At 66.7% G+C, this 25,709-nt stretch carries 20 protein-coding genes; 8 read left to right on the top strand and 12 right to left on the bottom strand.

The window, feature by feature from the left end:
- Positions 1 to 3 precede the first annotated feature (3 nt).
- Positions 4 to 1,224: a multifunctional CCA addition/repair protein gene (locus tag AC5P74_RS02840; protein WP_329843304.1), complete on the top strand. Its 1,221-nt coding sequence runs from the start codon at positions 4 to 6 to the stop codon at positions 1,222 to 1,224.
- Between the two features lie 53 nt (positions 1,225 to 1,277).
- Here AC5P74_RS02840 and AC5P74_RS02835 read toward each other — a convergent pair whose 3' ends face one another.
- A complete protein-coding gene (locus AC5P74_RS02835) occupies positions 1,278 to 1,712 on the bottom strand; it encodes an SseB family protein (RefSeq protein ID WP_005419309.1) in 435 nt (144 codons plus the stop codon).
- Between the two features lie 684 nt (positions 1,713 to 2,396).
- Here AC5P74_RS02835 and AC5P74_RS02830 point away from each other — a divergent pair.
- Both AC5P74_RS02830 and AC5P74_RS02825 read left to right on the top strand, forming a co-directional pair.
- On the top strand, positions 2,397 to 3,035 hold the full coding sequence (locus tag AC5P74_RS02830) for a hypothetical protein (RefSeq protein WP_495204786.1): 639 nt from the start codon (positions 2,397 to 2,399) through the stop codon (positions 3,033 to 3,035).
- Entirely contained in the window at positions 3,032 to 4,516 is a 1,485-nt protein-coding gene (locus tag AC5P74_RS02825; protein ID WP_206620390.1) for an XVIPCD domain-containing protein, read from the top strand. The genes AC5P74_RS02830 and AC5P74_RS02825 overlap by 4 nt, the downstream gene beginning before the upstream one ends.
- Before the next feature lie 81 nt (positions 4,517 to 4,597).
- On the opposite strand, the gene AC5P74_RS02820 is transcribed toward AC5P74_RS02825, so the two are convergent.
- Entirely contained in the window at positions 4,598 to 4,933 is a 336-nt protein-coding gene (locus AC5P74_RS02820) for a hypothetical protein (RefSeq protein WP_053498196.1), read from the bottom strand.
- Complete coding sequence (locus AC5P74_RS02815; RefSeq protein WP_069139187.1) at positions 4,930 to 5,973, bottom strand: S41 family peptidase; 1,044 nt, start codon at positions 5,971 to 5,973, stop codon at positions 4,930 to 4,932. The genes AC5P74_RS02820 and AC5P74_RS02815 overlap by 4 nt, the downstream gene beginning before the upstream one ends.
- A 414-nt stretch (positions 5,974 to 6,387) precedes the next feature.
- On the opposite strand from AC5P74_RS02815, the gene AC5P74_RS02810 reads away from it, so the two are divergent.
- Positions 6,388 to 6,822 carry a hypothetical protein gene (locus AC5P74_RS02810; protein WP_053498200.1) on the top strand — a complete coding sequence of 145 codons (435 nt, stop codon included), beginning with the start codon at positions 6,388 to 6,390 and terminating at the stop codon, positions 6,820 to 6,822.
- 103 nt (positions 6,823 to 6,925) lie between these two features.
- Here the strand turns inward: AC5P74_RS02810 and AC5P74_RS02805 are convergent, their stop codons facing one another.
- The 6 genes from AC5P74_RS02805 to AC5P74_RS02780 all read right to left on the bottom strand — a co-directional run bounded on the left by AC5P74_RS02805 (position 6,926) and on the right by AC5P74_RS02780 (position 15,901).
- A complete protein-coding gene (locus tag AC5P74_RS02805; protein WP_346607931.1) occupies positions 6,926 to 9,952 on the bottom strand; it encodes an autotransporter family protein in 3,027 nt (1,008 codons plus the stop codon).
- A gap of 298 nt (positions 9,953 to 10,250) precedes the next feature.
- The gene (locus AC5P74_RS02800) at positions 10,251 to 11,318 is read right to left on the bottom strand and encodes an acyltransferase family protein (protein ID WP_053498204.1); all 1,068 of its coding nucleotides are present in this window, start codon (positions 11,316 to 11,318) and stop codon (positions 10,251 to 10,253) included.
- Positions 11,318 to 12,466 (bottom strand): N-acetylglucosamine-6-phosphate deacetylase, encoded by a 1,149-nt coding sequence (gene nagA, locus AC5P74_RS02795; protein ID WP_346607932.1) that lies wholly within the window; start codon positions 12,464 to 12,466, stop codon positions 11,318 to 11,320. The genes AC5P74_RS02800 and nagA overlap by 1 nt, the downstream gene beginning before the upstream one ends.
- Positions 12,466 to 13,494 (bottom strand): SIS domain-containing protein, encoded by a 1,029-nt coding sequence (locus AC5P74_RS02790; protein WP_053498208.1) that lies wholly within the window; start codon positions 13,492 to 13,494, stop codon positions 12,466 to 12,468. The genes nagA and AC5P74_RS02790 overlap by 1 nt, the downstream gene beginning before the upstream one ends.
- 7 nt (positions 13,495 to 13,501) lie before the next feature.
- Positions 13,502 to 14,569 carry a LacI family DNA-binding transcriptional regulator gene (locus tag AC5P74_RS02785; RefSeq protein WP_005411045.1) on the bottom strand — a complete coding sequence of 356 codons (1,068 nt, stop codon included), beginning with the start codon at positions 14,567 to 14,569 and terminating at the stop codon, positions 13,502 to 13,504.
- Between the two features lie 39 nt (positions 14,570 to 14,608).
- Entirely contained in the window at positions 14,609 to 15,901 is a 1,293-nt protein-coding gene (locus tag AC5P74_RS02780; RefSeq protein WP_346607933.1) for a sugar MFS transporter, read from the bottom strand.
- A gap of 375 nt (positions 15,902 to 16,276) precedes the next feature.
- On the opposite strand from AC5P74_RS02780, the gene AC5P74_RS02775 reads away from it, so the two are divergent.
- From AC5P74_RS02775 to AC5P74_RS02765, 3 genes are all read left to right on the top strand, one after another.
- The gene (locus AC5P74_RS02775) at positions 16,277 to 17,293 is read left to right on the top strand and encodes a glucokinase family protein (protein ID WP_005419334.1); all 1,017 of its coding nucleotides are present in this window, start codon (positions 16,277 to 16,279) and stop codon (positions 17,291 to 17,293) included.
- A gap of 143 nt (positions 17,294 to 17,436) precedes the next feature.
- Positions 17,437 to 20,100 carry a TonB-dependent receptor gene (locus AC5P74_RS02770; RefSeq protein WP_134956066.1) on the top strand — a complete coding sequence of 888 codons (2,664 nt, stop codon included), beginning with the start codon at positions 17,437 to 17,439 and terminating at the stop codon, positions 20,098 to 20,100.
- Positions 20,101 to 20,211: 111 nt separating this feature from the next.
- The gene (locus tag AC5P74_RS02765; protein WP_346607934.1) at positions 20,212 to 22,569 is read left to right on the top strand and encodes a beta-N-acetylhexosaminidase; all 2,358 of its coding nucleotides are present in this window, start codon (positions 20,212 to 20,214) and stop codon (positions 22,567 to 22,569) included.
- 146 nt (positions 22,570 to 22,715) lie between these two features.
- Here AC5P74_RS02765 and AC5P74_RS02760 read toward each other — a convergent pair whose 3' ends face one another.
- Both AC5P74_RS02760 and AC5P74_RS02755 read right to left on the bottom strand, forming a co-directional pair.
- Entirely contained in the window at positions 22,716 to 23,108 is a 393-nt protein-coding gene (locus AC5P74_RS02760; RefSeq protein ID WP_069139177.1) for a VanZ family protein, read from the bottom strand.
- Positions 23,105 to 24,289, bottom strand: a complete 1,185-nt coding sequence (locus tag AC5P74_RS02755) for a class I SAM-dependent methyltransferase (RefSeq protein ID WP_053498216.1) — start codon at positions 24,287 to 24,289, stop codon at positions 23,105 to 23,107. Before AC5P74_RS02755 ends, AC5P74_RS02760 begins: the two co-directional genes overlap by 4 nt.
- 59 nt (positions 24,290 to 24,348) lie before the next feature.
- On the opposite strand from AC5P74_RS02755, the gene AC5P74_RS02750 reads away from it, so the two are divergent.
- Positions 24,349 to 25,086, top strand: coding sequence for a pteridine reductase (locus tag AC5P74_RS02750; RefSeq protein WP_005419347.1), 738 nt, complete (start codon positions 24,349 to 24,351; stop codon positions 25,084 to 25,086).
- A gap of 65 nt (positions 25,087 to 25,151) precedes the next feature.
- Here the strand turns inward: AC5P74_RS02750 and folK are convergent, their stop codons facing one another.
- A complete protein-coding gene (gene folK / locus AC5P74_RS02745) occupies positions 25,152 to 25,637 on the bottom strand; it encodes a 2-amino-4-hydroxy-6-hydroxymethyldihydropteridine diphosphokinase (protein ID WP_005419350.1) in 486 nt (161 codons plus the stop codon).
- Between the last annotated feature and the right edge of the window lie 72 nt (positions 25,638 to 25,709).

Here is a 25,709-nt window from a genome sequence, read left to right as displayed (position 1 = left end):
CCCATGAAGATCTATCTTGTCGGCGGCGCCGTGCGCGACCGCCTGCTGCAGCGCCTTGCCGGCGACCATGACTGGGTGGTGGTTGGCGCCACGCCCGCGCAGATGGAAGCGCAGGGCTACACTGCGGTTGGCCGTGACTTCCCGGTGTTCCTGCACCCGAACACGGGTGAGGAATACGCACTGGCGCGCACCGAGCGCAAATCCGGCCGCGGCTATCGCGGCTTCGTGGTGGATGCTGATCCGGCCGTAACGCTGGAAGAAGACCTGCAGCGCCGCGACTTCACCATCAACGCGATTGCCTGCGACGAAGACACCGGCACGCTGGTCGATCCCTACGGCGGTGTGCGCGATATCGAGCAACGCGTGCTGCGCCATGTCGGTCCTGCGTTCGTCGAAGATCCATTGCGCGTGCTGCGCGCGGCCCGTTTCATGGCGCGCTTCGCACCGCTGGGCTTTACCGTCGCCGAAGAGACCATGGCGCTGATGCGCGAGGTCGCCGCCAGTGGCGAGCTGGACGCGCTGGTGCCGGAGCGCGTCTGGCAGGAACTGCGCAAGGCGCTGGTCAGTGAGCGGCCCTCCGCCTTCCTGCGCACGCTGCACGATGCGCATGCCCTGGGCCCGATCCTGCCCGAGCTGGAAGCGCTGTACGGCGTGCCGCAACGTGCCGAGTTCCACCCCGAGGTCGATACCGGCATCCACCAGGAAATGGTCAGCGACATGGCCGCGAAACTGGCGCCGGGTGATGACCTGGTCGGCTTCGCTGCGCTCACCCACGATCTCGGCAAGGGCCTGACCCCGCCGGAGGAATGGCCGCGCCACATCATGCACGAGCAGCGCGGCATCAAGCCGCTGAAGGCACTGTGTGCGCGGTTGAAGATTCCCGCCGAGCACCAGCAGCTGGCCGAAGCGGTCTGCCGCGAGCACTTGAACGTGCACCGCATCGACGAACTACGCGATGCCACCGTGCTGGAACTGCTGGGCCGCTGTGATGCGCTGCGCCGGCCGGAACGCGTGGCCCGCATCGCGTTGTGCTGCGAGGCCGACAAGCGCGGCCGGCTCGGTTTCGAGGATGCCGACTACCCGCAGGGCGAAACGCTCAAGCGCCTGCACCGGGCAGCGCTGTCAGTGCAGGCCAGGGATCTGGATACCACCCATCTGAAGGGCCCGGCCATCGGCGAAGCGCTGGCCAAGGCGCGGGTGAAGGCGATTGCCGCTGCCCGCTGAAGCACCTGGTAGTGCCGGCCGCTCCGCTGGCCGGCACCCCTAAATCGCTGGCTTCAATGCGCCATGCCGCGGGTGATCGCCGCCGCCCGCTGCTTCAGCTGGGCCACGGCATCGGGAATCATCTCCATGCCCACGTCCAGGCCCGGGTTCAGCACCAGGCCGACGCCGTCGCCGATACCGGCCAGCAGCGCGTGCACCGCGATCGGCATGGCATGCGCGAACTGCGGCAGCTGCTCGTGCCACAGGCCGGCGCGCTCGGGAGCCGTGAACACCGCGAACATCGGCTCGCCGCTCTCGCTGGTCAGCACCAACGGCGAGATGCTCTCGTCCCAGGCGCCATCTTCGCCGATGGCCTTGTCCAGCAGCACGAACGCCGTCGAGGTCAGCAGGCCGTCGAGGAACTGCGCTGCGGTCAGCGTGCCGTCCTGGGCCTGCAGCAGGCGCACCTCGAGGTCGTTGAGGGGTTCGAACGGGGTGTCGTGGTCCATGGTCGGTTCCGGTACGTGGTTGCAGGGCAGACTTTAACAGGCCTAGGGTGAGGCACGACAGCGCATTGGCAGGGACACGCGGGGCGTCGGCGACCGTTGTACCAAAGCGCCCAGCGTTCACCGGTCTGGATCCAGCCAAAGGGAATCGGGGCCGCGGAAATCTTGATGGCCTTGGGGGGAAAGCATGGCGGGCAGGATTCGGCCGGCCGCTGATTCTGCGAACGCTGCTCGCCCCTGAACCGTTCGACGAGGTAACTGTTGAGACCTGCTCCAACAGTTTGATGAAACCGTCAATGTGTCCGATTCGCTTGTGGCTGCGTGCCGGCGCCGCACCACTCAATCCTGGAAGGACGTTGAGACTGGCATGACCAAGAGCTTTGAGCACGGCTGGAGCGGGTCGTATAGTCGTGTGACGTAGAGCAATGGAACGCCGATGAACGCTACCTCGCAAGGCCTCGCGCCACAGGCATGCATAGATGGAGGCCAAGGAAGCTGGCAGCACGAGCGGCGCAACCTGTCGCATGTGCCCCTTAACGCGGGACATCGCGTCGTCTTCCTCGGCCATCCCTCCTGTCCAGCCGATCAAGGATCAGGGCAATCCTGCCGGTATCGTCACGCGCAGAGAACCGTGCCCCGTAGTAACGCTGAAGAGGCGCCTACCTCAATAAGCGACATGGACCGCTCATGCTGAAACCCTCCCCCCCCCTCACTCACGTGGCGTTGATCGCCTTGATCACACTGGCCGTTTCTGGGTGCAACAAGGAACGCTCATACCCGGTCTATCGCGAGAATCCTGCACCCAAGGATGCGCTACCGATTGTGATCCGGGTCCACGATGCGCCTGTGGAGCTTACCCTCCCGAAGGTTTTCGTCTCCTACGAGATAGATCCGCTCTGCCTCCCACCGATCAACAACTACGAGGGTGTGCAGTACGCCCCCCAACGGCAGTCAGTAGAGTTCCCAGTACAACGCGTCAGTGCAACCGAGTTCAGCAGCACCGTGTTCGAGGACGGCATGGCAGCCGCTGACTATTACGGGCGCGGGCCATGCGAATGGAAACCCAGCATCATTCGAGCTTCATTCCCAGTCATTTCCGAGGGACGCGAAGGCTTCATATCAGTTGCCGTCCACCATCTCGAACTGAAGAAACTACTCACGTCGATTTCGTACGCAGACAGTCAGATGACCCTGCAAACAAAGAGTTCGACCCCGGGGTGGGTGCGAACGCAGTCCCAGTATAGCTACGACAGATTGTCTGATATCGAGAAGCAGAAGTACTTTGCCATAGAGATATCGTCTCCTTCGAAAGGAATCGTCCCATGAGACCTCTAACCAATGCAGCCCTGGCCAATGCAGCCTACTCTCCACCGTCACATCCAGCTCCAGGCGATAAGGAATCGCTGCGCGTTGAGGGCGAAGACTTCGAAGTTCTAGGGCGACGTGACGCAGCCAGCGGCTATCAAGGGGTTGTGTACCGGAACATCAAGACCAACGAGATCATCATCGCCCATCGAGGCACCGAGTTTGATCGCCAGGCCATACTTGATGGCGGCGTCGACGCAGCGATGGTCAGCGCCAGAGTTAACGCACAGATTGATGATGCCCTCGTACTGACCAAGCAGGCAATCAAGCAAGCTGAGGAAAACGGATACGGTCCGGTGTACGTCACTGGACATTCCCTAGGCGGCGCACTCGCGCAGATCAGTGCCCACCACTACAATCTTCCTGGCGACGCCTTCAATCCCTACGGCGCTGCAGGGTTGGCGTATCGCCTGCCTGAAGGCCAGCCGGCCAATGCGGCGCCCTTCACCAACCATGTGATGGCGGGCGACCTGGTTAGTGCGGCCGGCCCTCATTACGGCAAGGTTGAGATGTACGCACTCCCCAAGGAACTGGGAGTCTTGCGCGATGCCGAGCAGGGCCAGCGCATCGCCTCGCTCGTATCGCTTGGGATGAAAAGCGGCCATGTCATGTCCGCTGCGGTTGCGGTCCAGTTGGGTGATTCCCATCGAATGGTTCACTTCATTGACCGTATGACCGACAAGGGCCCAGTGCAGTCCGTACTGGACGACCCCGAGGCGCGGATCACTGATGCCGAGGACCTACGCCGGATAGCGGAGTATCGCAAAGACATCCACCAGTTGCGGCTGGGGGCGACCGTACTTGTCGGCGGTGGCCCTGGACTCCTGCGCGACGGGGTCAATTACCTTCGCGGCACTGAGGAAGCCGGAGCGTACGCCCGTCGCGAAGCCGAAGCCGTGCAGCGCGCAGAAAGTGCATTGAAGCCTGGGGAGCGTCTGGTCCATGAGACAACCGAAAAGGGCTCGCCCTCTCTAAGCAACCCAGGCTTCGCTCCCAAGAGCCCATTGCAGGAAAGAATCGAATCAACCTTGGACAAGGCAGGCCTGGATCCCCGAACGGAAGGCCACCCCGACCATGCGCTCTACCGGCAGATTCGCGACGGTGTATCTGCCGTGGATGCCAAGCACGGGCGCAGCTTCGATGAAACCAGCGAGCGGATGACGGCCAGCCCGCTTGCAACGGCCAGGCGCAGCGGCCTGGAACGCGTCGATCATGTTGTCTTGGGCAATCCTCCCAGCGATGGTTCAGGCCCTCGCATGTTCGTCGTGCAGGGAGCGCTCGACAATCCGGCACACCTGCGGGCGTCGATCGCGGTCAGCGAGGCCGTCAATACACCCGTAGAACAGTCGCTCGCCAAGGCCGAGCAGATTTGGCAGGCACAGCAGGTCGCTCAACAAGAGCAAACCCAAGAGCAGACCCGAACAGCGATCCGCATGGGCTAGGCCAGCGTGGATTGCTTGGCCCCACCCGAGGCTAGCGCCCGCTGGAACGACCTGCTAAGGCCATGTCGGCCCGCCCTCTTTCTAGGAGGCATACAGGTGCCGCCACATCCATCCGGCCACCGCCAGCCCCGCCACCACCACCAGCATCAACGGCAGGCCGAAGCGGTGCCGCCACGGGATCGGCACCCCGCCCAGCTGCTGGTCCATGGTCTCGGTATCGAGCACCCAGCCGTGCTCGCAGCGGGTGCAGGCCAGCTCGTAGCGGCGCTGGTAGGTGAAGCCGAACAGCAGGTCGATGCGCGCCATCCTGTAGCGCAGCTGCGGGGCGAACTCGGTTTCCGTCTGGCAGCGCAGGCAGTGGTGCGCCTCGGTGGGGCCGACGATCAGCACCCGTTCCTGCTGGCCGATCAGGATCATGACCGGGTGCCCTGGCAGGCGGGCTGGGCCAGCAGCCAGGCCTGGGCGGCGGCCACGGTGGCGGCGTCACCCTCGACGCGCTGGTCGGGCTCGATCTTCAAGCCATCGCCACGATCATTGCGGTCCCGCATCACGCTGGTGGTCAGCAGCAGGCGACTGCCATCGGCAAGCGTGTGCACGACATTGCCAGTGGAGACACCCGCAGTAGGCTGACCGAAACTCCTCGTCTGCGGACGACCACGCCACGCCAGCACCGAGGCCTCGCCCGAACTGCCGGTGCGCGGCCCGAACAGCACCGCCACCGGCGCGCCGGGCTGCCGCAGCACATAGCCGGACTGGCCGAAGTCCAGCACCGACTTGCCTGCACGCTGTACAGCGGTCGCGGTCAACGTCCAGCGCTCCGGCCCCTGTGCGGCTTCGAACGCTCCCACATCTTCGTTGTTCACCACCGAGGTGCGCAGCAACGGTGCCATGCCCAGCAGCATCGGCCACATGTTGCCACCGCTGTTGTCACGCAGGTCGACGATCCAGCCACAGCGCATGCCGTCGTCCTTGCTACGGATTACCTGCTGCCACCGCGCGGCGCGCTGGATGTCCTGGCGGAATTTCTCCTGCGGCGTCGCGCCGGGCATAGGGGCATAGCCCTCGATGACCACCCAGCCGATGCGCGCATCCACCGCATCGACGGCCTTGGCCCGGTCCACGGCGGCGGCACCGGCCTGCTGCGCGCGCGCAAGGGATTCACGCTGGCGCTGGGTCGTGGTCCATGCACCATGGTGGCCGGTGCTGAGCGCAATGGCTTCGCGCAGAACGGCCAGCCGTTGCGCGGGGTCGCCCTGCGCCGATTGCAGGCGGATGCGGATGGCGGGCCAGTCCACCCGATCGCGATACAGCGCCTGGCGTTCAAGCAGGCTGAGGATCTCGGCCAGGGCCTCCGGCGAGGGCACCTCGACCGTGCTTGGCGTATCGGCCATGGCGCCGGTCGCCAGCAACACGAACATCAGCGCGCCGATGCGACGCACTCCCTTGCGAACCTGCATGCGACGCTTCCTTGTCGTTGAGTCAGGACCGCAGCATAACCGGGGCATGATCGCTTGCGCCACGCGCGAACTGTCGTATCCGGCCCGGTCGCTGGTTGCAGCAAAGCGGCTTGCGTGCAGTCACCACATTGCAACTTTGCCCATGTCATCGCGGCGCACAACGCGCCAAGGTGGCCCCCGTCGGCGCTTCCTGCGCTGACCGGGATTGGCGTCCTGAATGAAGCTTTTCACGAGCGGGCTTGCAACGTCGTTGCCGGCCCGAACAATGCACCGTCCGTCGTTCTGCGGCGGGCGGTGCGTGGGGATCCCCGATCCGCCGGCGTCATTCCTCGTGAAGAGCTTCACCGGCACGCCAACCCGCACCGCCCGCCACCTTGCATCCCGCAGGTGGCCTTGCCTTGTGAGGTTGCTGCCGTGAACACGCCCTACCCCACCTATCCACGCCTGCAGGCACTGCTCGGTGCTGCATTGCCCGACCTGCAGCTGTCCACTACGGCAGCCGAAGCGCTGGAAGATGCGCTCACCGAAGCCGACGAACAGGCGCCGCCGTCGGCGTTCTTCGCCCGGTTGCGCGGCATCGCAAACAGCCACGGGGCCGACGGCCAGGCGTGGCGCGAGCGGCAACTCAGCGAGGCGCGCAGCCGGGAACTGGCCGAGGCAACGCGCTGCCTGGCGGCAGTGTCTGCGTGTGGGGGCGTGTTGCTGGCGGCGCAGTCGGCGCGCGAGATGGATGGTGCGCAGGCGCAGTGTCCACCGCAGGTGGAGGAAGGGCTGCTGCATGCGGTGGTGGTGCTGGCCGATCATGCCGGAGCGTTGGTGGAGCCGGATGCGGGCGCGCCGTTGTCGTAGAGCCGAGCCTACGCTCGGCTGCGCTGTGCTCATGGCGTCGGTGGGATTCGTGCCGACCAAGGTCGACACCCACCAGGGCGGGCCATGACATCCACACCGCGCGCTACCAGTCCGCACGCAAGCCGATGTTGCCTTCGATGATGCGGCGCTTCTCGTTGCGGTCGCCACCCAGCTCGCGCGTATAGTCGGCCACGGCGTACGCACTGATGGTGCGGTTGAAGCGCCCGACCACACCCACGCCGGCTTCCAATGCACGCGAGCGATGCGAATTGATGATCACGTCGTCGTCGAAGCGGATGCGATCCTCGCCGGAACGGCCGTGCAAGTAGTTGAGCTTGAAGTACGGCTGCCAGCCGTTGTCGGCCAGCTGGTAATCACCGGCCAGGCGCAGGCCGATGCGGCCGGTCCAGGCGTTGTCGTTGTCGAAGCGCACGCTCGACACTTCATCGCGGCGGTCGTCCAGCGAGGTGCGCTGCCAGATCACCTGCAGCTGCGGTTCCAGCCACCATGCGGACTGACCGAAGTGCAGCAGCGGCTTGCCAGCCTCCACCGACACACTGGTGCCGTCGCCGCTCAGGCCGAAGCCGAGCCCGCGCGAGGAACGTACGCGGCCGTCGTAGCGGCTCTGCATCGCCACGGCGTCGATATAGGCACCGCTGCTGTCGGTGAACGTCCAGTACAGGCCCGCGTGCTTGTCGTCCAAACGGTTCTGGCCTACCTGCACGTTTTCCCAGCCCAGTGCCAGGCCGGTGGTCCTGCCCTGCGCGCGGGTGCGGCCGACGAACACGCCGATCTGGTTGCGATGGCTATCAGACGCCGCAGCCCACACGTCGAGGCCGGCCTGCAGGCCCATCACGTCGCCATCGAAGCCGGGCTGCGCATCGCCCTTCCAGTGGATCTCGCTGCTCTGCCCCACCAGGCGGCCCCAGGCGGTGCGGAATGCGCCCTGGTTGTACAGCAGGCGCTGTTCGCCCTGCCGCTCGTGGAAGGTACCGAGGCTGGCCAGCGAGGTCTCGCGCAGCAGCGGCGGCACCACCGCGTAGGCGGCGGTCTCCACGCGGTACAGCGGTACCACCGCACCTTCGGCCGGGCGTGCACCCGGCGTCGGCGGCGCACCGGTTCCGGGCAGCGCACCGCCAGCCACCGGCACGTCCGGCACCGCCGGATCGCTGGGCGGTGCCACCGGCGCCGGTTCCGGCGGCGGCGGCGGTGGTGCGGTCTCGCCTGCGGTCAGGTCCGGATCGATGGCGCCTTCGGGCGGCGGTGGCGGCGCCGGGGCAATGGGGGGCGGGGGTGCCACCGGCGGCGTCAGCGGCGGTGGGGTGGCGCTGCCACCACCGTTGGGTGCCGGCGTCGGGCCGGTCACCAGCGTCGAACGCAGGTACCAGTTCTCGCTCGTGCCGGCACTGACACCGCCCTTGAACAGGAAGTACTCGTAGGCGCCGGCCGCGACCGGTGCAAACAGCGAGAACGCGCCCGACGCGGTGCGGCCACCATTCAATGCCTGCACCACCAGGATGCCGTCGGCCAGCGTGGCCGCGCCGCTGCCGCCGGCATTGAGTACGCCGATGCCGGTGGTCCCGGTGGCGGTACCGCCATCGATCACCACGCGATCGCTGGGGGAGTTGTCCGCGCCCAGCACGGTACGCAGGTACAGGCCCCCGCCGTCACCACGGTAGTTGCCACGCACGGTGAACACGTCGCCCGCGCCGGTACCGGTCAGGTCGATACGCCCGGCATTGACCATCTCCACCAGTGCAGCGCTGTTGAACGGGCGGATGGCATGTCCCCCACTGCCTGCGTACACGGTACTGGTGTCATCCACCGTCAGCGTGCCGGTGCCGGTAACGCTGTCGCCCAGCACCAGATCGCCATCGAAGCTCAGCTCGGTGCTGTTGGCCAGGCTGATCGTCTCCCAGTTCTGGTAACGGCCCACGCCTGCGGTCTTGACGTTGCTCAGGTTGAGCTGGTCGATGCCACTGCCACCGTCGAACAGCGGCACCGCACCCAGGTTGCCCTGGTTGAGGTTGCTGAGGTTGGCCACGTCGTTGTCTGGGCCCATGTCGATCGCACCGTAGACAATGCCACCGCCGCTCCAGTTGAAGGTGTCATCGCCGGTACTGAGCAGTACCTGCCCGCGCACGGTACCGTCGGTGATGGTCACGCTGTCGTTGCCGCCGCTGACGCTGATGTTGCCGCCGATGTAGGCGGTGCCCGAGATGATGATGGTGTCGGTGTCGAAGCCAGTCACCACGTTGCCGTCCACGGTGCCGCCGGACTGGTCCCACAGGTTCTTGTCCAGCTTCATGTTGACGCGGCCGATGCGGCCTGCGGTCATCCAGGCCTGGTCGCCATCTTCGAACGCACCGACGATGCGGCCACCGCTCATGCGGAAGGTATCGATGTTGTCGCCCTGCTGCAGCGCGCCGATCGTGCCGCCACTCATGACGAAATCATCGCGGCCACTGCCCTGCGCCACCACGCCGGTGACGGTGCCACCGGTGACGGTCATCTGGTCATCGCCACTGCTCTGGTCAACGCTGTCGATCGTACCGTTGCCCAGCACCAGCACATCGTTGCCATCCCCTTGCAGGACACCGCCGGTGATGCTGCCGGCCTGCATCTCGAGGCGATCATTGCCGGCATCGAACTGCACGCCGGTGCGCCCGCTGATCGTTCCGCTGTTGACCAGCGCGCTGTCGCCGGCGCCAACGAACTGCAGCGCGATGTTGTTGCCGGTGCTGATGCTGCCCGAACTCTCGACACGGCTGCCGCCACCGAGCTGGACCGCCACACCCCCCACCGAACTGATCGTGCCGAGGTTGGACAGCAGGTGCCCGCCGGCCCCGACCAGCGAAATCGCACTGCCACCACCGCTCTGTTGCAGTTGTGCCGTGCTGGCGACATTGACGGTGATACCGGCCGCGCCATTGGCGGTGATGGGAACAGTCTGCGGGTTCGGCGCATTGGCATCGCAGGTGACCGTCTGGCCGGCGACGGGGGCGGCGCTGTTACAGCCGGCCCAGGCGACGCTGGCACTCAGCAGCATGACGGACGGGACAGCCAGGGCCTGCATCACGGAAACGGTGAGGCGGCGCGGACGGAAAGCGCACGGGACGGCACGGGACATACAGCACTCCTGGACAGGGGATCAGGAACTGCAAATGCACGCTGCTGCGTGTGCAGTCTGCCGTGATGTGAACCGTTTCGATAGGTGAACTTACGTGCGGGAAATCACATTTCGGATGTGAAATCGCCGGGCCCTCACGCCAATCTGATGTGGCTGAAATCGTTCATTTTTCCTGCATCCGGAATCACGCGCAAAGCATCCACGCATGGCGTGGATCTACTGATCCTGCATCGCCAATCGATTCACTCGTGGCACCTGGTAGATCCACGCCATGCGTGGATGGCGTTGGCGGATGGGGTCAGATCTTCAGGTAGATCTTCCGCCGGTCCAGCCACCATGCCACGCCCCACCACAGTGCGACGAACGCCAGCGCCTGCAGCATCGATGCCAGCTCGAGCGCCTGCGGCATCGCGGCGGCCAGCTGCTGCCAGATCCAGCCCCAGGCGCCGGTCGCCATCAGCACCACCGACATCACCGATGCCCCCAGGTACGCAGTGATCGCGTTGACCCCGAAGCGCCGGCCCAGCGCCGGCCATCCCTTCAGGTCTATCAGCACGTGGCCCAGCCACAGCGCCAGCGCGGCCAGGCCACCGGTCCACAGCACGTAACTGGGCGTCCACAGCTGCTTGTTCAACGGCAGCACCCCGGCCAGCAACAGGCCCAGCACGGCGGTCGCCACGCCCAGCCCGGCCAGTGCCGTCGAACGCCCGCTGCGCAGCAGGCCACCGGCCAACAGACCGAGCACGGTACTGCCCAGTGCACCCAGCGTGCTCAGCAATCCTTCCGGGTCATGGCCGAGGCGGGTATCGGCATGCCATTGATAGATCCACGGTGCGAACAGCGTGGTGTCCAGGCGGCTGGCCGGGTTGGTCCACGGCGCCAGGTCACCGACGCCCAGCAGCAGCACCGTGTATCCCACCAGCAGTCCAACAAGCATGCCGGCCTGCATGCGCGGCCGTGCATACACCGCCAGCACACCCACCAGCGCCGCGCACACGGCGATCCGTTGCAGCACCCCCCAGATGCGGAAGTGGTGTGTATCCAGCGCCCACCAGATCAGCAGATGCAGCAGCGCACCGGCCACCAGGATGCGCAGCGCGCGCTCCAGCACACCGCGCGCCAGTGCAGGACGCGCAGCGGCATCCAGCGCGCGCGGTGCCACGCTGAAGGCCATCGACACGCCCACCAGGAACAGGAAGAACGGGAACACCAGATCGGTGGGCGTGCAGCCATGCCATTCCGAATGGCGCAGCGGCGCGAACACTGCACTCCAGTCGCCTGGATTGTTGACCAGCAGCATCGCCGCCACGGTGATGCCGCGCAGGGCATCGATCGAGCCCAGACGGCGTGGCGGCGTACTGTTCATCAGGCGGCCTCGTACTGTCCGGCAATCCAGGTGCCACGTACCTGCAGGGCGTCATCCAGCAGCACCAGGTCGGCCTGGTAGCCCTCGGCGATGTGGCCCAGGCGGTCGTCGACATTGAGGAACTGCGCCGGGTAGGTCGAAGCCATGCGCGCGGCTTCGGCCAGCGGCTGGCCGAGCAGCTGCACGGTGTTGCGCACCGCCGTGGCCATGTCCAGCGCCGAGCCCGCCAGCGAACCGGCGGCATTGCGCACCACGCCGTCGATGGCGGTGATGGTTTCGCCGTACAGCACGTAGCTGGGATCGTCGGCACCGACCGGCGGCATCGCATCGGTCACCAGCAGCAGGCGACCGCGCGGCTTGGCCGCCAGCGCCACGCGCAGGCTGGCCGGATGCACATGCACGCCATCGACGATGATGCCGATCCAGCTGTCGCGGTCTTCCAGCGCAGCGCCCACCGCGCCAGGCTCGCGGCCCTGCAGCGGCGACATCGCGTTGTACAGGTGGGTGAAACCACGCACGCCGGCATCCAGGCCGGCGCGGATCTCTTCGTACGTGCCTGCGGTGTGGCCGGCGGCCACGATCACGCCACGTTCGACCAGCGCGCGGATGGTCTCCAGCGGCACGCGCTCCGGCGCCAGCGTCAGCAGGGTCACGCCGTTGTCCAGCGACGCGGCCAGCGCGATCTCTTCTTCGTCCGGTACGCGGAACTTGCTGGCATCGTGCGTGCCCTTGCGCGCCGGCGCGATGTAGGGCCCTTCCAGATGGATGCCGATCACGCCCGGCACGCCCTGCGCGATCGCTTCGCGCGTCGCACCGATGGCTTCGCGCATCACCGCCACGTCATCGCTGATCAGCGTGGGCAGCATCGCGGTGGTACCGAAGCGGCGGTGAGCCTGCGCGATGGTACGCAGCGAGGCAACATCGGGCGTATTGTTGAACAGCGCGCCGCCACCGCCATTGACCTGCACGTCGATGAAGCCGGGCAGCAGCCAGCCGCCGCCCAGGTCCACCTGCTCGGCAGCGTGGCCCAGCTGCGGTGCGGCGTCGGGCAACAGCGCGCTGATGCGACCCTCTTCGATCACCACAGCCAGATCGTCGCGGAACTCATCGCCTGCCAGGATGCGGGCATTGCGCAGCACGGTTGCCATCACACCGTCTCCGTGACCTTGTTCAGGTGCGGCGGCAGGTCCGGGTTGAAGCCACGGCGCAGCGCCAGCGCGTTGATCGCGCGGTAGAAGCTCTGCACGGTCAGCAGCGGTGCGCACAGCGGGTGCGGCGCGGGCGCCACCGGCAGGTTGCCGCCGGCACCGGCCAGCCACACCTGCGCGCCTCGCGAAGTGAACTCCTCGACCACCGCTCGGGTGCCGGCGCCGGTTTCATCGGGCTGCGCGAAGGCCAGCACCGGGAAGCCACGGTCGACCAGCGCCATGGGGCCGTGCTTGACCTCGGCCGAGCTGTAGGCTTCGGCGTGCAGGCTGCAGGTTTCCTTGAACTTCAGCGCCGCTTCCTGCGCCGCGCCCAAGCCCAGGCCACGGCCGAGCACGAACAGGTTGGTGGCCTCGACCAGGCCTTCGGTCACCGCGCTCCAGTCGCACTGCCAGGCTTCACGCATCGCGTCCGGCAGCAGGTCCAGCGCGTTGCGCAGGCTGCTGTCCTGCTTCCAGTAGGCGGCCAGCTGCAGCAGTGCAGCCAGCGAGGCCAGGTAGCTCTTGGTCGCCGCCACGCTCTTTTCGGCACCGGCATGCAGCGGAATGACCGTGTCGGCCAGCTGCGCCAGCGGCGAATCCTCGACGTTGACCAGCGCGATCACGCGTGCGCCAGCGGCCTTGGCCGCCTCGGCGTTGCGCAGCAGGTCCGGGCTCTTGCCCGACTGCGAAATGACGATGAACAGCGCACCGCGCAGCTGCAGCGGTGCGGCATAGACCGACCCCACCGACGGCGAGGCCGACGCAACCACCAGGCCCAGCTGGGTTTCCAGCAGGTACTTGCCGTAGGTGGCGGCATGGTCGGAGCTGCCGCGTGCACAGGTGACCACGAACGGCGGCGGCGCCGCGCGCAGGCTGGCGGCCAGGGTTTCCAGGGTGGCGTGGTTGCGCGAGAACTGGCGGGCAACCACGTCGGCCGCTTCGGCGGCCTCGGCGAACATCAGGGTGGACGTGGGGTCTGACAGCGACATGGCAGGCTCAGGCAGGATCGGAAGGAAGGGGGCGTGCGCCGGCCGGGCGCATCGGCGCGGTCGAACCGCGCACCACCAGCTGCGGCACGAAGCCCTGGTTGTGCAGCGGTGCCGGCGCATCGTCGTAGGCGTCGCTGCGCAGCTGTGCGATCAGCAGGCGCGCGGCGTGGCGGGCGATGTCTTCGGTGGCCTGCTTGGCGGTGGTCAGCGGCGGCCACGACTGGCGCGAGAACGGGCTGTCCTCGAAACCGGCGATGGACAGGTCGTAGGGCACGTTCATGCCGGCCGACTTGGCGGCGGCCAGCACGCCGGCAGCGATTTCGTCGTTGGAACCGAAGATGGCGGTGGGCGGTTCGCGCAGCGCCAGCAGGCGGCGCGCACCACGGAAACCATCGTCGAAGGTGTAATCGCCCTGCACCACCAGGTGCTTGTCCACGGTCATGCCGTAGTCCTTCAGCGCCGCTTCGTAGCCGGCATAGCGTTCGCCCGAGGAGCGGTGCGAGCTGCCGCCCCAGAGGAAACCGATGCGCTGGTGACCGAGCTGGATCAGGTGCTCGGTGATCTCGTAGGCGGCCTCGCGGTCGTCGACGAACACGCAGGCGCCGTCTGCCGGGTCTTCAGTGGCAGCGATGATGCGCACCAGCTTGATGCCACGCGCGGTCAGCGCCTGGATCAGGTCTCGGCGCTCGGACATCGGTGCGGTCAGCACCAGCCCGGCCAGCCGCGAGCGCTGCACCCAGTCGGCCAGTTCATCGGCCAGCAACGGCGAGCTCGAATCACAGGGATGGATCTGCAGGCCGAAACCGGTCTCGCGGCACGCGGCCAGCACGCCGTTCTGCACGCCGATGATGTGGTACGGGTTCGGGTTGTCGTAGACCAGCCCGATCACGAAGGTAGTGCCGCTGCGCAGGTTGCGCGCGGACGGATCGGGCTCGTAGTCGAGCTCGGCGATGGCACGCAGCACCCGCGCACGGGTGGCCTGCATCACCGAGGGCTCATTGTTGATCACCCGCGAGACCGTCTTCAGCGAGACCTTGGCCTTCTCCGCAACGTCCTTGATGGTCGCTCTGCGCATGGGTTTTCCCTGGGGTTGGCTGCCGTCCATCATCGCCGATCAGGCCTTGTCCTGCGGCAGGCCGGCACGATGGCCGATCACCGAGTAGAACAGGATGTACAGGTAGCACGGCACCATCAGCAGCACGAACACCAACTGGAAGTCGATGTGCTGCTTGAGCACGGCGAACAGCTGCGGAATGATCGCGCCGCCGGCGATGCCCATCACCAGCAGGGCCGAGCCGGTCTCGGTGAAGCGGCCCAGGCCGCGGATCGCCAACGGGAAGATGGCCGGCCACATCATGGCGTTGGCAAAGCCCAGCAGCGCCACGAAGGCCACCGAGACGTAGCCGTGCGTAGCCCAGGCGCCCAGGCAGAACACCACGCCCATCACTGCCGAAATGGTCAGGTAGCGCGACTGCGAGACCAGGCCGGGGATCGCCAGCAGGCCGACCACGTAGCCGGCCAACATCGCACCCAGCGTCAGCGAGGTGAACATCTTGGTCTGGTCCAGCGGCAAGCCGAAACCGTGACCGTAGGTTCCGATCGCATCACCGGCCATGACTTCCACGCCTACGTACACGAACAGGCACAGCACGCCCAGCCACAGATGCGGGAACTGGAAGATGCTGCGGCGCTCGGCCGTTCCCGGTGCACCTGACGGCGTTGCATTGGCTTCGGAGGACTTGATCTCCGGCAGAGGCGAGAACAGCACGGCCACCGCCAGCACCACCAGCAGCGCGGCCATCGCCAGGTACGGCGCATGGATCTTGGCGGCGAATTCGTTGAGCAGCGCGACCTTGGTGACCGCGTCGGCGGCCTGCACCTGCTTGTCCAGATCGCCGATGCCGTGCAGCACCAGGGTGCCGATCAGCACCGGCGCCAGCATGCCGGCGATCTTGTTGCAGATACCCATCAGCGCGATGCGGCGTGCCGCCGTTTCAATCGGGCCGAGGATCGAGATGTAGGGGTTGATCGCGGTCTGCAGCAGGGCGAGGCCGCTGCCGATCACGAACAGACCGCCGAGCGCGCCCGGGTACCAGCGCTGGGTCGCGAACTCAGCGAACAGCGCGGCCCCCCCGGCCATCACCAGCAGGCTCAGGCTCAGGCCCTTCTTCATGCCGGTGCGGCGCAGGATCCAGGACGCCGGCAGGGCCAGGAAGAAATAGGACAGGTAGAACACCATCAGCACCAGGAAGGCACCGACCTCGCTGAGTTCGAAGGCCAACTTGACGAAGGTGATCAGCGGGCCGTTGAGCCAGGTGAAGAAGCCGATCAGGAAGAACAACACGCCAACGATGGCGATGGAGGTGGCCACGTTCGGGCGCGCGCTTGCAGCGGGGACGGCGGACATCAGGAGGGCTCCTGCGGCGACGGCCGCAGAACGCGGCGTCGGAGAGTGGCTGGGAACAACGTTGTCACATTCTTTCGATGGACAACGGCGGTTTGTCAACTTCCATGCACGCCTGCCTGAACCTCGTGCTGCACTGCGCAAGTCCGCCGCGGTACGCCCCGCTGAATGCGCGGCAGGCCTAGAGCCCCGTGCACCAATGGTTCCCACGTGAAACCCGCACTCACACCGTGTAAACGTTTACTGCGCGCCGCATTCGTTGCGACGCAGCAACGAAAGTGTCACGAACTCGTTGACATCGTTGTCAGCACGGTTACAGACTCCGCCCCAATCGCCGCCCCCGATCCCCGGGCCGGCCCACCTGCAGCAGGAGCCCGCGTGACCGCCAGCCACCCCGCCCCGTCGCATGTCCTGTCCCGCGTCGCGCCCTCGTTCCTGGCCGCCGACGTCGGTGGCACCCATGTGCGCGTGGCCCGGGTCCAGGCCAGCGGTGACGCCGCTCATCCGGTGCAGGTGCTGGAGTACCGCAAGTACCGCAATGCCGACCATGCCGGCCTCAGCGCGATCCTGTCCGACTTCCTGGGCGAAGGCCCGCGGCCCACGCATTGCGTGGTCGCCAGCGCCGGCTATGCCCGCGAAGACGGCACGGTGATCACCGCCAACCTGCCGTGGCCGCTGTCGGCACGCCAGGTGGAAGCCGAGGTCGGCCTGCAGCGGGTCTACATCGTCAACGATTTCGAAGCGGTGGCCTACGCCGCCGCGCAGGTGGACGCCAGTGGCGTGCTGCACCTGTGCGGGCCGGAGACCGCCGCGCGTGGCCCGACCCTGGTGGTCGGCCCCGGCACCGGCCTCGGTGCAGCGCTGTGGATCCCCACCGCGCACGGCCCGGTGGTCCTGCCCACCGAAGCCGGCCAGCCAACCCTGGCGGCCAGCACCGAACTGGAAATGGCCATCGTCCGCCACATGCAGCGCGACCGCGCGCACGTGTCGATCGAGCATGCGATCTCCGGCCCCGGCCTGATGAACCTGTACCGTGCGGTGTGCGCGCTGCAGGGGCAGGCGCCGACCCTGGCAAGCCCCGACGCAGTCACCGCTGCGGCCATGGCCGATACCGATGCGCATGCGCGCCAGGCGCTGGATGTGTTCTGTGGCCTGCTCGGCAGCACCATCGGCGACATGGCGCTGTTCTACGGCGCCCACGGTGGTGTCTACCTGGCCGGCGGCATCCTGCCCCAGATCCGCGAATACCTGCACGCCAGCACCTTCGTCGAACGCTATCTGCAGAAGGGGCCGATGGGCGAAGCGCTGGCACGCATCCCGGTAAAGGTCGTCGAGCACGGCCAGCTGGGCGTGGTTGGCGCTGCCAGCTGGTACCTGCAGCAGTCGGCCGCCTGACACCGCAACAGGCTTCAACGCAATCGCAGCACGCAGTACGTGGCACGCCAACGCACGGGACTTCGCCGCCGCCCCGCGCATGTCATCGCAACCGTAACCGAACACCGCCGCCGGCACCCAATTGAGTGATGAGGAGAGACATCATGAACACCCGCAAGACCCTGCTTTCGGCCGCCATCGTCAGCTGCATCGCCTTCAGTGCGCACGCGCAGCAGGCGGCCCCGACCGCCACCGATCTGGACACCGTGACCGTTACCGGCATCCGTGGCTCGATGGAGAAGTCGCTGGACACCAAGCGCGAAGCCAATGCGCGCGTGGAAGTGGTCACCGCCGAAGACGTGGGCAAGCTGCCCGCGCACAACGTTGCCGATACCCTGCAGCGCCTGCCCGGCGTGAACATCAGCTCGTCCAGCGCCGACGAAGGTGGCTTCGATGAAGCCGACCGTGTCAGCCTGCGCGGCACCAGCCCGAGCCTGACCCAGACCCTGATCAACGGCCACACCGTCGGCTCGGCCGACTGGTTCGTGCTCAGCCAGGGCAACAACGTCGGCCGCAGCGTCAGCTACTCGCTGCTGCCGTCGGAACTGGTCAGCTCGGTGGAAGTGAACAAGTCCTCGCAGGCCAAGCTGCAGGACGGCGGTACCACCGGTACCGTCAACATCATCACCCGCAAGCCGCTGGAGTTCTCCAAGCCGTTCACCGCGGAAGGCTCGATCGGCATGGTGCGCTCGGACCAGGCCAAGTCGAACGACCCGCAGTACTCGGCACTGTTCAACTACAAGAACGAGGAAGGCACCTTCGGCGTGATGGTGCAGGGCTTCAGCCAGAAGCGCGAACTGCGCCGTGAAGCGCAGGAAATCCCGGGCGGCTTCTTCAAGATCGGCGCCGGCGACCCGGTCGCCAAGACCAATCCGGACCTGATCGGCGTCAACGTGCCGGGCCTGCTGGGTTCGACCCTGTTCGAACAGACCCGCGAACGCAAGGGCGGCCTGGTCTCGCTGCAGTTCAAGCCGAGCGACAGCCTCACCCTGGGCCTGAATGGTTTCAGCTCCGAGCTGAAGGCCAACAACTACAACCGCAACTTCATGATGTTCGGCAACAGCTTCGCCAAGTCGCAGGCGCCGGATCCGGGCTATGTGGTCAAGGACGGCGTGCTGACCAACGCCAGCTACAGGGGCGTGCCGGGCACCGACTATGCGGTGTACGACATGATCTACCGCGAGTCGAAGGCCAAGTCGAGCTATGTCACCTTCGATGCCGACTGGCAGATCAGCGACAGCCTGACCGCCACGTTCCAGGCCGGCAGCACCAAGGGCACCGGCGAGACGCCGCGCCAGTACATCGCCGAGGTCACCCTGGCCAACGGCGGCGGCGCCAGCTGGGCCACCCACGGCAATGGCTCGCCGATCGACTGGAACGTCGGGGGCGACCTCTCGCCCAACGGCGTGACCAGCTTCGGCACCTGGGGCAACCAGCAGGTCACCGCTGAAGACAAGGAGAAGTGGGCCACGCTCGACTTCAACCAGTACTTCAATGATGGCGGCGTACTGAGCTCGATCGACTTCGGCCTGCGTTTCGCCGACCACAAGCGCGAAGCGCTGTCGCCGGAAGGTGCAACCCCGGGTGACATCTGGAGCGCGCTGAAGAACGGTGCCACGGCCAACTATCCCAGCGGCTTTGCCGGTGACATCGGCGGCACTTTCCCGCGCAACCTGTGGTACTTCACCCCGGGCGCGCTGAAGGACGCGGTGACCAACAACTCCACCTGGCTGGCCGGCAATGACGGCCCGACCGGTCGCCACAACTATGGCGCCGAGTGGAAGGTGAAGGAAAAGAACTTCGCCGGCTACGTGCAGGCCAATTTCCGCGGCGACTGGTGGAGCGGCAACGTCGGCCTGCGCTACGTCAACATCAAGCAGGACATCGACACCTACAACGCCGTCAGCAAGGCCGCCGATGCCGATGTCAGCAGCCTGTTCGGCATGTGGGAGCGCCTGGCCTTCCAGAACAAGCGCAACCGTGTCCTGCCCAGCGCCAACATCAAGTTCGACCTGGACGACTCGCTGGTGCTGCGTGTCGCCGCCTCGCAGACCCAGACCCTGCCGGACTACTCGGCGCTGGGTGCCTCCTCGTACGGCTCGGACCTGAACCGCACCGGCGGTGGCGGCAATCCGAACCTCAAGCCGACCCTGTCGACCAACCTGGATGCCAACCTGGAGTGGTACTTCATGCCGCGTGGCCTGCTGTCGGTGGGCGCGTACCACATGAAGCTGAAGGACTACATCGCCTTCGACGTGGTCTCGCGCCAGCTGTACAGCGAACTGACCAACCAGCTTGAGACCTACCAGATCTCCACTCCGATCAATGCCGACGGCAAGGTCACCGGCGTGGAAGTGGCCTACGAGCAGCCGATCGGTGAGTACTTCGGCATCAATGCCAACTACACCTACGCCAACGGCACCACCTCGCACACCTGGTCGGATGGTTCGCACAACCTGCTGGGTACTTCGAAGAACACCTACAACGTGGGTGCCTACTTCGAGAACGAGCGCTTTGGCGCCCGGGTCAGCTACACCCGCCGTTCCTCGTTCCTGATCAGCCTGTCGGGCACCAACCCGTACTACCAGGATGACTTCGGCACGCTGTCGGCATCGCTGAGCTACAAGGCCACCGATTGGCTGAGCATCAGCCTGGATGGCCTGAACCTCAACAACCCGACCTACAAGTACTACCAGACCGCGGCCATCCCGACCTCGTTCTACAGCAACGGTCGCCAGTACTACCTCAACTTCCGCTTCAAGTACTGATCCAGCGGCGGCAACATCGCCGAGTCGTGCACGCACGCCGGGCCTGGGTCATTCCGGGCCCGGCGTTTTTCATGTATAGCGTTCATCGCACCGTTCCAAGGAGTCGTTCCGATGGTCAAGCCTTCCCGCGCCCGGATGCGCAGCGCAGTGCTGCTGGGCAGCCTGCTCGCCCTGTTGCCGGCACTGCCCGCACTCGCCGCTGATCCCACGCCGGCCGCTGAAGCACCGGGTCCGCAGCTGCGTGCCGGCAGCCTGATGCTGATTCCCGCCCCGGCCACGGTGCAGCCCGGCCAGGGTAGCGGCATCACCGTACGCGCCGATACCGCGCTGCAGGCCGAAGGCGAAGCCGCGCAACGGGTCGCCTCCCAGTTCGCCGACCTGCTGGCCCGCAGCGGCGGGCCGCGGCTTGCGCCGGCCATGGGCAAGGCGGCAGGCACGTCGGGCAGCATCCGCTTCCAGATCGTCCCGACCTTCCGCGACAGCGGTGAGAGCTACACGCTGGATAGCACCGCGCAGGGCGTGGTGATCCAGGCCGGCAACGAAACCGGCCTGTTCTACGGCGCAACCACGCTTGCCCAGCTGGCCACGGGTGGCAGCAACGGCGTGCTGCCGGCGGTGCAGATCCAGGACGCGCCGCGCTTCAGCTGGCGCGGCTTCATGCTCGACTCGGCGCGGCACTTCCAGAGCCTGGATGAGATCAAGCGCGTGCTCGATGCGATGGCCGCGCACAAGCTCAATACCTTCCATTGGCACCTCACCGATGACCAGGGCTGGCGCATGGAGATCAAGCGCTACCCGAAGCTGACCGAGGTGGGCAGCTGCCGCCTGCCGGCCGGCGACGGCGGCATCGATCCGGCCAGTGGCCAGCAGCATCCGTACTGCGGCTTCTACACGCAGGAGCAGATCCGCGAAGTGATCGCCTATGCCGCCAAGCTGCATATCCAGGTGATTCCAGAAATCGATGTGCCCGGCCATGCCACCGCGGCGATCGCCGCGTACCCGGAACTGGGTTCGATCAACACCCCGCTGAAGCCAATCAGCGAATGGGGCGTGTTCCCGAACCTGTTCAACACCGAAGACAGCACCGTCACCTTCCTCGAGAACGTGCTGGAAGAAGTGATCGCGCTGTTCCCGGCGAAGTACGTGCACGTCGGTGGCGACGAGGCAGTGAAAGACCAGTGGAAAGCCTCCAAGCAGGTGCAGCAGCGCATGCGTGCGCTGGGCATCAAGGATGAGATGGCGATGCAGAGCCACATCATCAAGCGCCTGGAGACGTTCCTGGAGGAACACGACCGGCGCCTGATCGGCTGGGATGAAATCCTCGAAGGTGGGTTGCCGCCGCAGGCCACGGTGATGTCGTGGCAGGGCACCGAAGGCGGCCTGGCCGCCGCCAGTGCCGGCCATGACGTGATCATGTCGCCGGTGGGATACCTGTACCTGGATTACCTGCAGACCGCCTCGCCGAACGAGCCACCGGGTCGCCCGGCCCAGGTCAACCTCGGCAAGCTGTACAACTTCGAGCCGGTGCCGGCCGAGCTGCCGGCCGACAAGCGCCAGCACATTCTCGGCCTGCAGGCCAACATGTTTACCGAGCACACGCGCACCTACGCGCGCCTGCAGCACAACCTGTTCCCGCGCCTGGCCGCCGTGGCCGAGACCGGCTGGAGTACGCCGGAACATCGCGACTTCCGCGATTTCCTCGCGCGCCTGCCCGCGCAGCTGCAGCGCTACCGTGCCTGGGGCCTGGCCTACGCGCAGACCCCGTTCGAAGTGGGCGTGGACTACACCGATGATCGCGCGAAAAACTCCGTGACCCTATCGCTGGCCAATCCGCTGGGTTATGAAGTGCGCTACAGCACCGATGGCCAGCCGGTGACCGCGCAGTCGCCGCTGTACCAGCAGCCGCTGACCGGGACGCTGCCGACCACCGTGCAGGCCGCCGCGTTCTACCAGGGCCAGATGCTGGCCGCAAAGCCGACCGTCGCCGCGTTCACCGCGCAGTCGCTGCTCAGCCGTCGCAGCGATGCGCTGCTGAGCTGTGTGGGCAAGAAGGGGCTGGTGCTGCGCCTGGAAGACGACGGCCCGCGCGAGGGAGCGCGTGCGGTGTTCAACGTCGACATCTTCCAGCCGTGCTGGCGCTGGCCGCAGGCACAGCTGGACGGCATCGGCAGTGTGGAGGTCCGCGCGGGGCGTATTCCGTACTACTTCCAGCTGGCCCACGACGAGCCCAAGCGTCGCTTCGAAAAAGCCAGGCGCGCGCATGGCGAGATGCAGGTGCGGCGCGGCGATTGCAGCGGCAAGGTGCTGGCAGAAGTACCGCTGCCGGCCTCACCCGATGCCGATGGCTTCGTGACCCTGCGTGCGGCGCTGCCGAGGGGTACGCAGGGCACCGGTGACCTGTGCATCAACTTCACCGGCGATACGCGCCCGGCGATGTGGGTGCTGGATGAGGTCACACTGAAGAAGTAACCGCAGGTCCGTCCTGGTGGGTGCCGACCTTGGTCGGCACCTCGGGCAGGTCATCCACGCATGGCGTGGATCTACTGTAGAGCCGAGCCCATGCTCGGCTGCTTTTCAACCGGAAAGCCGAGCATGGGCTCGGCTCTACAGGAACCTCAACCGCGCCAGCGCATCAGCAGATCGCGCAACGGGGTCAGTGCCGTGGCCATGCCCGCCAGCACGCCGATCGTGTTGGCAATGGCGTCCATCGGATCGGCAGTGCGGTTGCTGGTCAGCGCACCCTGCGCGAACTCGATGCCGACGCCCATCAGCACCAGCCCCACGCCCACCCATAGCAGCGGGCGCCCCGGCCGGAACAGCTGCACTGCGCTGCCGGCCAGGATGAAGTAGGCGAGGAAGTGCTCGCCCTTGTCGCTGTTTTCCGGCAGCGGAATCGGCGGTGGCGGGATCAGGCAGACCACGACCACCAGCAGTACCGCCAGCACCCACAGCACAGTCCACAGCCGCGGCCGCCGCAGCGGCTTGATCAGCGGCAACGCACTGCTCACAGGCGCCAGCTCAGGTCGCCCAGTTCGAACGCCGGCTCGAAATCGATACCACGCTGCAGGCCGATGGCCTGGAAGCGCTCGCCCATCTCGGTCGGCAGGGTCAGCTTCTTCACCTGGTCACGCAGCTGGATGCGGCCGACCTCATCCGTGCGCTCTTCGGCCAGCAGCAGCACCTGGTCCAGGCCGTTGCCGAGCAGGAAACTGGCCTGGCTGCAGTACCCCGCCAGTTCGAAACCACCGTGCATGCCCGCCTCGGCCATCGCAGTGAAATCCACCGACGCGGTGATGTCCTGCAGGCCCGGCCAACGATGCACGTCGTTGTGCACGTGGTGGCGGTAGAACGCGCGGACCGTACCATCGTCGCGGTCGTGCTGGTAGAACTCGCTGCGGCTGTAACCGTAATCGACGAACAGCATCGCACCACGCTGCAGGCCGCCAGCCACTGCCTGCAGCCAGTACGGCAGCTGCGGCAGCACCTCGGAGCGGTAACCGTCGGCAAAGGGCTTTTCCAGGTAACGCTCGATGTGGCGCACCGCACCGTTGAGCAGGATGTCAGCGGGCTGCGCGCCACGGATGAAGTTGCCTTCGCCATCAAGCTCGACGGTTTCCTCGTAGACCTCGCCGTCCCGGATCAGGAAGCGCGGGGTCGGCAGCGCGTCGATCACCTCGTTGGCGAACACCACGCCCTCCCAGTCCTCCTCGAACGGGCGGTCGATCCAGTCCACGCGCGCGGCCAACTCGGCCGGCAGGTTCTGCTGCAGGCGCTGCTGCTGGCGCTCGCGCAGGTCGGCGCTGGGTTCGAGGATGGCGTAGCGCGACGGCAGCGCGTCCAGTTCGGCCAGGCGCAGCAGCACGGCCTCGGCGAAGGCGCCGGTACCGCCCCCCAGTTCCAGCATGCGGGCCTGCGCGCCCAGCTGCGCGAACACCGGCGCCAGCGCATTGGCCACGCTGCCGGCGAACAGGCTGCCGAGCTCGGGTGCGGTGGTGAAGTCGCCGCTGCCACCGAACTTGCTGGCGCCGGCGCTGTAGTAGCCCCAGCCGGGGGTGTACAGGCACAGCTCCATGAAGCGCGAGAACGGCATCGCCCCGCCCTGCGCAAGGATTTCGGCACGCAGGGCGGCCGCCAGCTGGTCGCTGTGGGCCAGGGCATCGGCTTCGGGCAGGGGGAAGGTGGGCTGCATGGCGTCTTCGAATGCGGTGACAATGGTGCACAGGATAGCCGAGCCTTGGAGGACCCTCGATGAGCGATACCCACCCCGTGGTCCTGATCACCGGCAGCGCGCGCCGGATCGGTGCGGCCATCGCCCGCCAGTTCCACGCCTGTGGCTGGTCGGTGGTACTGCATGCCAACACCTCCAGCGCCGAACTGCAGCAGGCCGCGTTCGATTTCGACAATGTGCGGCCGGGCAGCGTGCTTGCGCTGCAGGCCGACCTGCGTGACGCCGACGCCCTGCCCGACCTGGTGGAACAGGCCGTTACCCACTTCGGCCGCCTGGACGCACTGGTCAACAACGCCTCCAACTTCTATGCCACCCCGCTCGGCCAGGTCACCGCCGAGGCAATGGACGAGCTGTACGCGGTCAACGCGCGCGCGCCGCTGCTGCTGTCACAGGCCGCCGCGCCCTACCTGCGCCGCCAGCAGGGCTGCATCGTCAACCTGACCGACCTGCACGGCACCGATCCGATGCGCGACCACATCGCCTACACGATGGCCAAGGCCGCGCTGGAGATGGCCACCCGTTCGTTGGCGCTGGAGCTGGCGCCGAAAGTGCGGGTCAATGCGGTGGCGCCCGGCGCGATCCTGTGGCCCGAACAGGGCAAGGACGATTTCGCCCGCGAGGCGCTGCTGGCGCGCACGCCTTTGGCGCGGATCGGTACGGTCGAGGAGATTGCCGAAGCGGTGTACTGGCTGGTGGCCGAAGCCAGCTTCGTCACCGGCCACACATTGCGCGTGGATGGCGGGCGCACGGTAAGTTGAGGCGCTGCCGGGATCCACAACAGGGTCAGATCCCTTTTCCCGCCGGGAAAAGGGATCTGACCCCATCACTCAAGGTCAACCACCTCGAACGCCTCGCCAAACTGCGCGTGCGCGCGCCACAGCGTGGCCAGGTCCAGCCCGCTGACCGGATCGATGAAGTCTGGCGCGATGTCGGCCAGCGGCTTCAGCACGAAGGCATGCTTCAGTTCGGGACGGGGAATGCGCAGGTGGCCGGGACCTTCCACCACCAGGTCGCCGTAGAACACCACGTCGATATCCAGGGTCCGGTCGGAGAAGCGCGGCCCGCTGCGGTCGCGGCCGTGCGCGTCTTCCAGCGCATGCAGCCAGTCGTCCAGTTCCTGCAGCGGCAAGTCAGTCTCGATCGCCACCGCGTTGTTGAGGAAGGCCGGGCCGTCGAAGCCGACCGCGGCGGTACGGTAGGCCGGCGAGACCTGCAGCGCGCCGAAGCGCTCGCGCAGGGCCGCCACCGCGGCGTGGAGGTAGCGGCGGGGCTGGACATTGCTGCCCAGGCTCAGGAGCACGGTCGTCATGCGGTTCAGGTGGCAGCGATGGGGGCGTGGACATGCCGTCGTCACGGCGGCCTGCCTACAATCCGGGACGCA

Source organism: Stenotrophomonas sp. YJH_SMC_94-11 (assembly GCF_059370435.1).
The sequence above is the reverse complement of the archived record's forward strand: the minus strand, read 5'-3'. Positions and strand labels throughout refer to the sequence as shown.